7 protein-coding genes and 1 pseudogene are annotated in these 10,991 nt (G+C 70.6%); 4 read left to right on the top strand and 4 right to left on the bottom strand.

What is annotated here, in order from left to right; translation table 11 throughout:
* Position 1: 1 nt before the first annotated feature.
* The 4 genes and pseudogenes from hisD to IF64_RS0110345 form a co-directional block, all read left to right on the top strand.
* Positions 2–1,333: a histidinol dehydrogenase gene (gene hisD, locus IF64_RS0110360; RefSeq protein WP_030531840.1), complete on the top strand. Its 1,332-nt coding sequence runs from the start codon at positions 2–4 to the stop codon at positions 1,331–1,333.
* Positions 1,330–2,652, top strand: coding sequence for an ester cyclase (locus tag IF64_RS0110355; RefSeq protein WP_211252559.1), 1,323 nt, complete (start codon positions 1,330–1,332; stop codon positions 2,650–2,652). The genes hisD and IF64_RS0110355 overlap by 4 nt, the downstream gene beginning before the upstream one ends.
* Complete coding sequence (locus IF64_RS0110350; protein ID WP_030531838.1) at positions 2,649–3,476, top strand: nitrilase-related carbon-nitrogen hydrolase; 828 nt, start codon at positions 2,649–2,651, stop codon at positions 3,474–3,476. The genes IF64_RS0110355 and IF64_RS0110350 overlap by 4 nt, the downstream gene beginning before the upstream one ends.
* A gap of 71 nt (positions 3,477–3,547) precedes the next feature.
* A pseudogene (locus tag IF64_RS0110345) lies at positions 3,548–4,840 on the top strand (NAD(P)/FAD-dependent oxidoreductase); the annotation flags it as partial.
* A 294-nt stretch (positions 4,841–5,134) separates the two neighbouring features.
* Here IF64_RS0110345 and IF64_RS0110340 read toward each other — a convergent pair.
* The 4 genes from IF64_RS0110340 to IF64_RS0110325 all read right to left on the bottom strand — a co-directional run bounded on the left by IF64_RS0110340 (position 5,135) and on the right by IF64_RS0110325 (position 10,991).
* Entirely contained in the window at positions 5,135–6,646 is a 1,512-nt protein-coding gene (locus IF64_RS0110340) for an MFS transporter (RefSeq protein ID WP_084705773.1), read from the bottom strand.
* 99 nt (positions 6,647–6,745) lie between these two features.
* Positions 6,746–7,516, bottom strand: coding sequence for a FadR/GntR family transcriptional regulator (locus tag IF64_RS0110335; RefSeq protein ID WP_030531835.1), 771 nt, complete (start codon positions 7,514–7,516; stop codon positions 6,746–6,748).
* Positions 7,513–8,658 carry a 3-isopropylmalate dehydrogenase gene (locus IF64_RS0110330; protein ID WP_030531834.1) on the bottom strand — a complete coding sequence of 382 codons (1,146 nt, stop codon included), beginning with the start codon at positions 8,656–8,658 and terminating at the stop codon, positions 7,513–7,515. The genes IF64_RS0110335 and IF64_RS0110330 overlap by 4 nt, the downstream gene beginning before the upstream one ends.
* A gap of 161 nt (positions 8,659–8,819) precedes the next feature.
* A complete protein-coding gene (locus IF64_RS0110325; RefSeq protein WP_030531833.1) occupies positions 8,820–10,991 on the bottom strand; it encodes a hydantoinase B/oxoprolinase family protein in 2,172 nt (723 codons plus the stop codon).

Here is a 10,991-nt window from a genome sequence, read left to right as displayed (position 1 = left end):
CATGAGATTCACCCCGTCCCGGTTGGCCGAACTCGACGGCGCCTACCGCATCCTCAAGCAGCCTGCCGACAGGCCGCCAGCCCAGCGTGACCCGCGCGTCGCCGAACGTGTGTCGGCGATGCTCTCCGAGATCGAACGCGACGGCATGGACGCCGTTCTGCGATACGCCCGTGAACTCGACGGGTGGGGCGGCTCGGACGTCGAGATCACGGCGGGAGCGCTGGAACGTTCCGGCGACGCGTTGCCGAAGGACGTCTGTGCGGGCCTCGAACTCGGCGCCGAGCGCACCCGTACGTTCGCGCTGGCCCAGCGTGCCCACCTCGTCGACTTCGAGACCGAACTCGCTCCGGGACTCGTCACCGGACACCGGTACGTGCCGGTCGGCCGGGTCGGTGCCTACCTGCCCGCCGGGCGATTCCCCCTGCTGGCCAGTGCGTTCATGACCGTGGGTGTCGCCAAGGCCGCGGGCGTGCCTTCGGTGCTGGCCTGTACCCCGCCCGGCCCCGACGGTGAGCCGCACCCCGCGGTGCTCTATTCGGCCTATCTGTCCGGTGTGGACCGTGCCTATGCCCTGGGTGGCGTGCAGGCGCTGGCCGCCATGGCCTTCGGACTGCTCGGCGAACCCGGTGTGGACATGCTCGTCGGCGCGGGCAACGCCTACGTCGCCGAGGCGAAACGGCAGCTGTTCGGCACGGTCGCCATCGACCTGCTGGCCGGGCCCTCCGAGGTGGCGGTCATCGCCGACGACACCGCCGACGCCGAACTCGTCGCCGCCGACCTGCTGGGCCAGGCCGAGCACGGCGTGAACTCCCCGGCCGCGCTCGTCACCACGTCGCAGAAACTGGGGGAGCAGGTGATCGCGGAGGTCGAACGTCAGCTCGAGACCCTGGACACCCGTGAGGTCGCCGGCCCCGCCTGGCGGGACTACGGCTCGGTCACGTGGGCCAAGGACGCGGCCACGGCCGTCGCGTTGATGGACGACCTGGCACCCGAGCACCTCGAGGTCCACACCGCCGACGACGCGTACTACCACGACGCCCTGCGCAACTACGGCTCGCTGTTCCTCGGCCCGTGGAGCACGGTGGCGTACTCGGACAAGGGCATGGCCGGGACGAACCACGTCCTGCCGACCGCGGGCGGTGCGAAGCACAGCGCCGGCCTGTCGGTGTCGCGATTCCTGAAACCACTGACGTACCAGCGCGTGACCCGCGAGGCCACGCCGTTGCTCGCCGATGCCGTCGACGCGATCTCCGAGTACGAGGGCATGGCGGCACACCGCAGGACCGCGACCCTGCGGACGGACCGTCACCGCAGCGCGCAGGAGGACTCATGAGCAAGGCAGACGACAGCAGGGACGCCGCGGCCGAGCAGGCCGCACCGAAATCCGTGCCGGACACCGCACCGGATGCGGGCCGGACCCCGTCCGCAGCCGTCGCCCCGGCCGCCCGTCCCGGCGGCAACGGCATCGCGACCGGTTCCACAGCGCCGGCTGGGGCGACAGCGCCCGTGACCACAGCGCCCACCACAGTGCCGTCCTCCCCGCCCGGCACCATGGCACCGGGCAGGCGGACGATGCCGGGGGATCACACGATCGCCGTCGACCCCGGCTACGGCGTCGACGCCCCGAACGTCGTGCACGGTGAACGCAGGCAGTCGCTGAACGGTTTCGAGGACACCTACACCGACATCGTCGACTACATCGTCCGGATCACCCACCGCATCTGGGAGGACCAGGACGTCGGCTACATCTACGACACCTACGCGCCCGGCTGCCGCCTCTACGACGACAGCGGTGTCCACTTCGGAGTCGAACAGCTCATCGCGGGCACGATGCAGAGCATCAACGCCTTCCCCGACTGCCGGCACTACGCCGACGACGTGATCTGGGCCGGGTCCGACGAGGAGGGGTTCGTCACCTCCCACCGGGCCATCAACATCGGCCACCACACCGGTCCGTGGCGCTGGAGCGGTCCCACCGGCCGCAAACTCGAGACGTGGGTCATCGCCAACTGCGTCGTGCGGAACAACGAGATCTACGAGGAGTGGGTCCTCTACAACACCGCGGCCAAGCTCCAGCAGCTCGGCATCGACGTGCTGGCGGCCGCCCGCGAATACGGCAACAGCAAGGACTTCCCCGGCCTCGGTGAACGCGGCTTCTCGGAGACCGACCGGATCCAGGGCGGACGCAAGCCGATGCCGTACCCGGAACCGGCCGGGCCCGGGTTCGACGTCGAGCACGAGGTGCGCCGCCTGTTCCACGACGTCTACAACCGCCGGGACCTCAGCGCCATCGATCGCATCTACGCCCCCACGGTGCGCTGGCACGGCACGACCAACCGCAGCGGTTACGGCCGGTCCGACGTGCGCGGCATGGCGCGCAACCTCCTCGCGACGTTCCCGGACATGGGCGTCCAGGTCGACGAGGTGTACTGGATGGGCAACGACACCGACGGTCAGAGCGTGTCAGTGCGCTGGAGCGGGTCCGGCACACACCGCGGGTACGGGCTGTACGGCGATCCCACGGGCAGGCGCGTGCACCTGTGGGGCATCTCCCAGCTGTACTTCGCGCAGGGCCGGATCGTGGAGGAGTGGTCGCTGTTCAACGAGTTCGACGTCCTCGCACAGCTGCTGCGGGACGACCCGGACGCGTGACGAGGATCGCGTGCGCGGAGTTCGCACCGGTCGTCGGTGACCTCGACGGCAACCGTGCGCGCGTGCTCGACTGGATCGAGCGCGCGCGCACGTCCGGTGTGGACATCGCGGTGCTACCGGAACTCGCCTCCTCCGGGTACGTGTTCGCCGACGCGGCGGAGGCCAGGGCCGTGGCGATGCGCGCCGACGACCCGGTGCTCGCCTCGTGGGCGCGCGCCGCGGGCGACACGGCCGTCGTCGTCGGCTTCTGCGAACTCGGGGACGACCGGGACGGTGGCGGCGCCCTGTACAACAGCGCAGCGGTGCTCGACGGCGGCGTCGTGCGTGCCGTGTACCGCAAGACCCACCTGTGGGACGCCGAGAAGCTCGTCTTCCGGCCGGGCAGCTGTCCGCCCCCGGTGGTGTCGGTCGCCGGGTGCCGGATCGGGCTCGCGATCTGCTACGACCTGGAGTTCCCGGAACTGGTGCGCTCGCTGGCGTTGCGCGGTGCCGAGGTGATCACCGCCCCGGTGAACTGGCCGCTGGTGGCCAGACCGGAGGGGGAGCGGCCACCGGAGGTGGTGCAGGCCATGGCCGCGGCCCGCACCAACCGCGTGTTCGTCGCGGCGTGCGACCGGTGGGGGACCGAACGCGGCCAGCGCTGGACCCGCGGCAGTGTGGTCATCGACGAGGCGGGATGGATCGTCGCCGGCGGCGCCGTTCCCGGGGGACCGGGCCGGCTCGTCGTCGCCGACATCGATCCCGCCCGGGCACGCGACAAAGCCGTCTCGGAGCGCAACGACGTGCTGCTGGACCGCAGGCCGGAGCTGTACCCGGGCTGGTGAGCCTTGCCTGGGCGGGTTTCGTTCCCGGCGTGTTCGGGCAGCCGCGAGATCCCGTCGTGTGAGGAGGCATCGTGCACCGTCATCGCGTGCTGGTCGTCGGTGGTGGGTTCGCCGGCTATCACGCCGCCGCGGAACTGCGGACACGCCTGGACCCCGCCGAGGCCGAGATCGTCCTGATCAACCCGACCGACTACTTCCTGTACCTGCCGTTGCTGCCGGAGGTCGCCGCCGGGATCCTCGATCCCCGTTCGGTCGCCGTGTCCCTGCCGGGCACGTTGCCGGACGTGCGGTTCGTGCCGGGCGAGGTCACCGAGGTCGACGCGCGGGCACGGCTCGTGCGCTACACCGACCCGGAGGGCCGGGACGGTTCGCTGTCCTACGACCGGATCATCCTGGCGGTCGGCAGTGTCAACAAGCTGTTGCCCATCCCCGGTGTGGCCACGCACGGACACGGCTTTCGTGGTCTGCCGGAGGCGTTGTACTTCCGGGACCACGTGACGCGCCAGGTCGAACTGGCCGCGGCCACCGAGGACCAGGTCGAACGCGACGCACGGTGCACGTTCGTCGTCGTCGGAGCGGGCTACACCGGTACGGAGGTGGCCGCACAGGGCCCCGCGTTCACGGCCATGCTGGCGCGGCGGCATCCCGAGCTGCGTGATCAGCCGATGCGCTGGCTGCTGCTCGACGTCGCGCCCCGCGTGCTGCCCGGTCTCGACGAACGGCTGTCCAGGACCGCGCACGACGTGCTGACCGAACGGGGCGTCGAGGTGCTCACCGAGACCTCCATCGACGAGGCCACCGAGACCGGCGTGACGCTCGACGGCGGCCGCACCGTGCCCACCCGGTCGCTGATCTGGTGCGTCGGTGTGCGTCCCGACCCGCTCGTGGAGGCGCTCGGCATGGACACCCGCCAGGGCAGGCTGGCCGTGACCGACCAGCTCCAGGTTCCGGGCGCGCCCGAGGTGTTCGCCTGTGGCGACGCCGCCGCTGTGCCCGATCACCGCAATGCGGGCGAGCCGACGGCGATGACCGCGCAGCACGCCGTGCGGCAGGGCACGCTGGCCGCGCGCAACGTGGTCGCGTCGCTGCACGACAGGCCGTTGACGCGGTACCGCCATCGTGATCTGGGCTTCGTGGTCGACCTCGGTGCCGGTCGCGCGGCGGCGAATCCGCTGCACATCCCGTTGTCCGGGTGGCCGGCGAAGCTGGTGACCCGCGCCTACCACCTGCTGGCCATGCCGTCGAACCGGGCGCGCGTGGTGGCCGACTGGGCGTTGCACGCGACGGTGAGCCGTGAGCTGGTCCAATTGGGACTCGTGCGGTCGCCCGCCGTGCCCCTGGACAGCTCGTCGCCCGAACTGCCGGAACTGCCCGTGCCGGAGCAGGGTCGCGGTACGGCAGGCGAGGACACGGATTCGGCCGGCACGGAGTCCGGGGACACCGGCAGCCGTGATACCGAGTCCGGCGACACGGAGTCCGGCGACGCCGGTTCCGGTGGTGGTGCGGACCCCGGTGGCGCCGAATCCCGGCGTGCCGCGTCCGGTGGTGCGGACGCGGGTGAGCGTGGGCAGCAGGGCGTCTCGCGGGAGCCCTGAGCCACCGCTGTGACGTGCCGGTCGTCCCGGGGGTGCGAGGCCGCCGGGACGACCGGCCGCCGGTCAGTCCGCGCTCCTGCGTTCCTCGGCGAGCTGCCGGGCCTCCTCCTCGTTCGCGGCCGACGGAGGGGAACCGGGCAGCGGTCGGCGTGCCTTCTCGCGGGTGAACACCACACTGATCGCGCCGATGATGCCGGCGGCGATGAGCAGGAAGGCGGGCACGATCGGGTTTCCCGTTCCGGCCACCAGGGACGAGGCGATGAGCGGGGTCGTACCGCCGAACACGGACGTCGCGACGTTGTAGGCGATCGCGAGCGTGCCGTACCGCACGTCGACCGGGAACAGCGCAGGCAGGGTCGAGGGCAGCGTGCTGTTGAAGCACAGCAGCGTCAGCCCGATGAGCAGGGTGCCGGCGAACGCCGCCAGGTAGCCGCCCGCGTTGACCAGTAGGAACGCCGGCACGCTGGCCACCACGACGAGTCCGCAGCCGGTGTAGAGGATCGGATTCCTGCCGATGCGGTCCGAGAGCCGGCCGCCGAACGGGATGATCGCGATCAGCACGACCATGACGCCCAGCACGATCAGCAGCGCGGGCGTGGCCGGCAGTCCGACCTCTTCGGACAGATACGTCGGGAAGTACTGCGTAAGCGTGTAGTTGACGACGTTGTAGGTCACCACGAGTCCGATGCAGACCAGCAGTGGCCGCCACGGCTTGATCACCGTGTCACGGAACTGTTCCCGCACCGAGCGACGGGGCGGTTCGGACGAATCCGGTGCGCTGGACTCGGAACCGGTGTCTCCGGCGCGGCGGTCTCCCTCCGAGGTGTCGTGTCGCCCTGTCTGCTGTTCGAAGGCGGGGGACTCCTCGAGTCGCGTTCGGACGTAGAGGCCGATCAGGCCCAGCGGGCCGGCCACCAGGAACGGGATGCGCCAACCCCACGACAGCAGAGCCTGCTCGGGTACGACGGTGGTGACGGTGGTCGCGACCGCCGCGCCCAGCACGTAGCCGCTGAGCGTGCCGAACTCCAACCAGCTGGTCAGGAACCCGCGGCGGGTGTCGGGGGAGTGCTCGCCCAGGTAGGTCATCGCACCGGCGTACTCCCCGCCGGTGGAGAAGCCTTGCACCAGGCGGCCGAGCAACAGCAGGAGCGGGGACCAGAAACCGATGGCTTCGTAGCTGGGGATCAGTCCGATGCCGAGCGTTCCGCACGCCATCGTGATCATCGTGATGGCCAGGACACGCCTGCGGCCGAGCCGGTCGCCGAGCGGGCCGAAGATCATGCCCCCGATCGGCCGGGCGACGAAGGCGGCGGCGAACATGGTGAAGGTGGCGACCACCGACCCCGAACCCTGGCCTGCGAAGAAGACCTGGCTGATGGTCGGGACCAGGAACGCGAAGATGCCGAAGTCGTACCACTCCATCATGTTGCCGACGGCGGTTCCGGAGATCGTGCGTTTGAGGCGGGAAGGGCGGATCACCGTGATGCGTTCCGCCCCGCCGCCGTGTCGCCTGTTTCCGTGTCGCGCGTGGTCGCGGGTGTGCTCGCCGGAACGCGCGTTGCCGTGATCGTGCATGCCGGTGGTGTAACCCGGCGGCCCGTGTGTCAATCCCGGCTGTCGGGCCGGTGGGTGGGAATCCGGGCACGGCCGGAGCAACCGGACACGCGGCCGTGCTCAGTCGCTGACGGTGCCGCCGCACTCGCGGACGAGATCGGCCATGATCGCGCGATCGGCGGGAGAGACGTACTCGGCGTAGTAGGCGTAGAGGCTCTGGCGGGCCAGGCGGGAGGCGGCCAAACCGTCGCGGTCGGAGATCGCCGTGAACACGTCGCGGTGGTGGCGCAGCGACTGCAGCATGAGCGCGGTCTGGTCGTCGGCGTCGAGGACGGTCCTGGTGATGAGGTCGAGGATCGCCTCGCGGATGACGTCGCCGTACACCTGGACGACCCGGTTACCGCCCGCTTCGGCGATCAGTTCGTGGAATTCCAGGTCGGCGCGGCTGAACTCGGCGTAGCCGCGGTTCATGCAGGCGCGCATCCTGGCCATGTTGCGTTCCAGCGCCACGAGTTGGTCGTCGGTTCTGCGGGAGGCGGCCAGCAGGTTCGCCGACGCATCGGCGATCATGCGGAACTGCACGAGTTCGGCCAACTCCATCCCGCCGCCCGAGGTCAGCAGCGCGACCGAACGGCGCATCGGCTCCACCGACACCGGCAACACGAGCGGACCGCGTGGATCGCGCGGACTCGAGCGGATGAGGTCCATGTTCTCGAGCACCCGCAGGCCTTCCCGTACCGATGCCCTGCCGATGCCGAACCGCTCGACGAGTTCGCGTTCGCTGGGCAGCCGGTCGCCCGGCCGCAGTGCTCCGGAGGCGACGCCGTCCTGCACGTAGTCGACGATGCGCTGGAACAGGCGCTGCCCGGACGTGTCCCGACGAGCCGTCATCCACGCGCCTCCGCCGGAGCCGGGGCGAGCCCGGCCAGCGCGCTCAGCAGTGAGCCCGCCGGGTCGGCGACGACCGCCGCGTCGATGTCGGCCGCGCGTGCGGCGATGCGCTCGCCGAGTTCGCCGGTCCTCGCCCCCATCGCCGTACCCGCGAGGGCAGGCAGCTCCGCGAGCACCGAGGCGGTCGCCGCCTCGAGGGTGACCGCGGCGTCGTGCTCGCCGAGCCCGGCCAGGCACAGCGCGGCCGACAGCGTGGCCGCAGCGGGGTTCGCCGTACCGGTGCCTGCGATGTCCGGGGCCGATCCGTGGACCGGTTCGTACATGCTGGGCGCGCTGCCGCGGGGATTGTGGTTGGCGCTGGCCGCCACACCGAGTCCACCTTGGATGGTGGCGCCGAGGTCGCTGATGATGTCGCCGAACAGGTTGTCGGTGACCACCACGTCGAATCGGCCCGGATCCAGCGGAAGGTGCTGGCACATCGCGTCCACGTGCACGTAGTCGCGTTCCACCTGCGGGTAGCGGGCGCCGACCTCGTCGACGACCTCCTGCCAGAGCCGGCCGGCGTGGGTCAGGATGTTCGTCTTGTGGCAGAGCGTGAGGCGTCCGCGCCGCGCGGCGGCCAGCCGGAAGGAGAACTCGACGGCCTCGGTGGTGGCCGCCGCCGTGGTGACGGAGTTCTGCAGGGCGACGGCTTGCGGCGTCCCGGGATGGGTGAGCCCGCCGCCGCCTGCGTACAGCCCCTCGGTGTTTTCACGCACGATCACCAGGTCGCAGTTGCCGGGGTGCACCCCGGCAACCGGACTCGGCACCCCGGGATAGAGCCGGACGGGCCGGATGTTCACCGACTGCGCGAACGCGATCCGCAACGCGACGATCAGCCCGCGCTCCAGCACACCCGGCGGCACCCGGGGATCGCCCACGGCACCGAGCAGGATCGCATCGTGCTCGGCCAGGGTCGACTGGCTGGCCTCGTCGAGGACTTCGCCGGTGCGCAGGTAGGCCTCGGCGCCCAGGTCGACGTCGGTCGTCTCGACCGTGAACCCGAACCGCCGGGAGACCGCCTCCACACCGGCCAGGGCGGCCGCTGTCACGTCCGGACCGATGCCGTCCCCAGCGATGACCGCGAGCCGATAGCTGCGCATGCGTCGTGTACTCCTCACTCGCCGGCCCGCACGGTCGGGCCGGCACGGCCGGTGGCCGTGTCGTGGATTGCCGTGTCGTGGATTGCGGTGTCGGGGGTTGCGGTGTCGGGGGTTGCGGTGTCGTTGTCGTTTGCCGTGCCGTGGGTGAGGGGCAGGGGCCGTCAGGCGCGCAGTGCGAAGTCACGCCACGTCTTGCCCTGGGAGGGTTCCACGTCGACCCACAGGGCTGTCACGCAGTGCGGGCAGACGTAGGCGATCACGTCGAGCGTGTCGTGCACGGCGACGTGGGCACCGAGATCGTTGCCGTCGAGACGCACCCGGCCTGCGACCGATTCCCAGCCGTGGCCCAACTCGCCGAGCACCGTGCCGCAGTGCCGGCAGGCCCCGACGACGGAGTCGCCGTCAGCGCGCGTCGTGAGGGAGGCGCCCCAGATGCCGGTCGGTTCGCCGGTCGCGGTGGAGTGGGCGGGCCGTTCCGGCACGGTCATCCGGCTGCGGCGCGAGGCGCGGATGCGCTCCCGGCGGTCCCGGGTCGCGGTCTCGTCGGCGACTCCGCCGCGGACGACGACCCCGTAGATCCGCTCGGCGGCCTCCGCGGTCACCGCACCGGATTCGACATCGGCTGCGACGCGTTCCGGCTCGCGCAGGATCGGATCGCCGTACCCGCCTCCGTTCTGGACGGTGCACTCGAACACGTCGCCGCGGGCGATCCGGGCCGCCGGTGAGACACCAGGCAGGACCTGATGCTCGCCGTCGAGTTCCGAGAGCCGGCCGATCGCGTTGCCAGCGCCGAACCGTTCCAGCGGCGCCGCGCCCGTCACCCGCTCGAACCGGGCGCAGGAACCGGGAAGACCGCCGAACAGGCCGGTGCGGTTGGGTAGCGTGACGCCGTGGGTGCCGAGGATACCGGTGACCTCCTCGGTGTCGATCGGCGTCATCGCGAACTGGACGCCGTTGCCGCCCCGGAACCGGCCTGCACCGCCCGAATCGGGAACGATGCGTCGCCACAGGTACAGCAGGGGGTGGCGCATCTCCTGCTGCTCGACGTCGCCGGCACCGCCCGCGAGGATCACCATGGCACCGCCGGCGTCCACCCCGTCCCGGAACGAGAAGGCGGGGCCTCCCCACAGGAGGGAGTCCATGTACATCGAGGCGAACGGTTCGCCGTGCTGGTCGATGCCACCGAACTGGCTGAGCTGCCACGAACCGTCCGACGGGCCGAACGCATAGCTCTCGTAGGTCTCGGAGAACGAGAGCATCTTCGCGATCGCTCCGCCCGCAGAACAGGTCGCCGTCCAGTTGGCGCCGGCCGCTCCACCCGAGACGGGCATGGGCTCGACCGCGGTGACGCACAGGCCGTCGGGCGCGGAGACCTCCACCGGCCGCATCAGTCCGTGGTTCCACGGAATGTCCGAGCCGAACGTGCACAGCATCAGCGTCGCCACCGCGCCGAGCAGGCCGCCGCGTGTCGTCATCCCATAGGCGGGTGACTGCGGACTCGCCCCGGAGAAGTCGAACACGATCCGGTCGCCGGTCTTCTCGAGCCGGCAGGGCACCTGGAGCAGCTCGATGCCGTCGTCACCGGGTCGGCCACTGCCGTCCGGGCGGTCCAGATAGGACGTGTGCTCGTAGACGCCGTCCGGCAGCGTGCGGAGCATCTCCCTGAGTTCGGCCTCGGAGTTGTCGAGCGTTCGCGCCATCGTGGCCCGCACCGCGTCCGCACCGTAGCGATCGCAGAGCTCGTGGAAACGTTGCTCGGCCACGCGCAGTCCGGCGAGGAACGCGCGGAAGTCGTTTGCCACCGTGTCGTGCATGCGGGAGTTGCAGACGATCGTGTCCCACAGTTCCTGGTTGACCACGTCCTTGCGCACGATCCGTCCCGGCGGTATGCGCATGCCCTCCTGGAAGACGTCCGTCGCCGTGGTGCACCAGCTGCCCGGGTCCATGCCGCCGAGGTCCACCTGGTGGGCCATGCAGCCGAGCCAGGCGACGATCTCGCCGTCGCGGAACACCGGTTTGCAGAACTGCACGTCGTTCTGGTGCATGGCGGCGAGGTACGGGTCGTTGATGATGAAGACGTCACCCGGCTCGATGTCGTCGTACCGGTCGAGGAAGACCTCGATCGCCATCGCGCCGGTGTAGATCGGCGTGAGCAGATAGGTGCCGATGATCGCCATCTCACCCGCGGCGGTGTAGATGCCGAAGTTGTAGTCGGTCGCGTGCACGACGGGCGAACCCGAGACGTGTTCGACCGTGGTGGCGCCCTCGGAGTTGATGGACCAGAGCTTGTGCCGGATGACCTCGTAGACGACCGGGTCGACGGTGGTGGTCAT

Source organism: Prauserella rugosa, from assembly GCF_000719975.1.
Lineage (GTDB): Bacteria > Actinomycetota > Actinomycetes > Mycobacteriales > Pseudonocardiaceae > Prauserella > Prauserella rugosa.
Note: the sequence above shows the minus strand (reverse complement) of the source record. Positions and strands in the feature narration are given on the sequence as shown.

Bases quoted from the DNA above. Each gene is read 5' to 3' on its own strand.
- hisD (WP_030531840.1), top strand. From the start codon at position 2: ATGAGATTCACCCCGTCCCGGTTGGCCGAACTCGACGGCGCCTACCGC.
- IF64_RS0110355 (WP_211252559.1), top strand. From the start codon at position 1,330: ATGAGCAAGGCAGACGACAGCAGGGACGCCGCGGCCGAGCAGGCCGCA.
- IF64_RS0110325 (WP_030531833.1), bottom strand. From the start codon at position 10,991: ATGACCACCACCGTCGACCCGGTCGTCTACGAGGTCATCCGGCACAAG.
- IF64_RS0110330 (WP_030531834.1), bottom strand. From the start codon at position 8,658: ATGCGCAGCTATCGGCTCGCGGTCATCGCTGGGGACGGCATCGGTCCG.
- IF64_RS0110340 (WP_084705773.1), bottom strand. From the start codon at position 6,646: ATGCACGATCACGGCAACGCGCGTTCCGGCGAGCACACCCGCGACCAC.
- IF64_RS0110335 (WP_030531835.1), bottom strand. From the start codon at position 7,516: ATGACGGCTCGTCGGGACACGTCCGGGCAGCGCCTGTTCCAGCGCATC.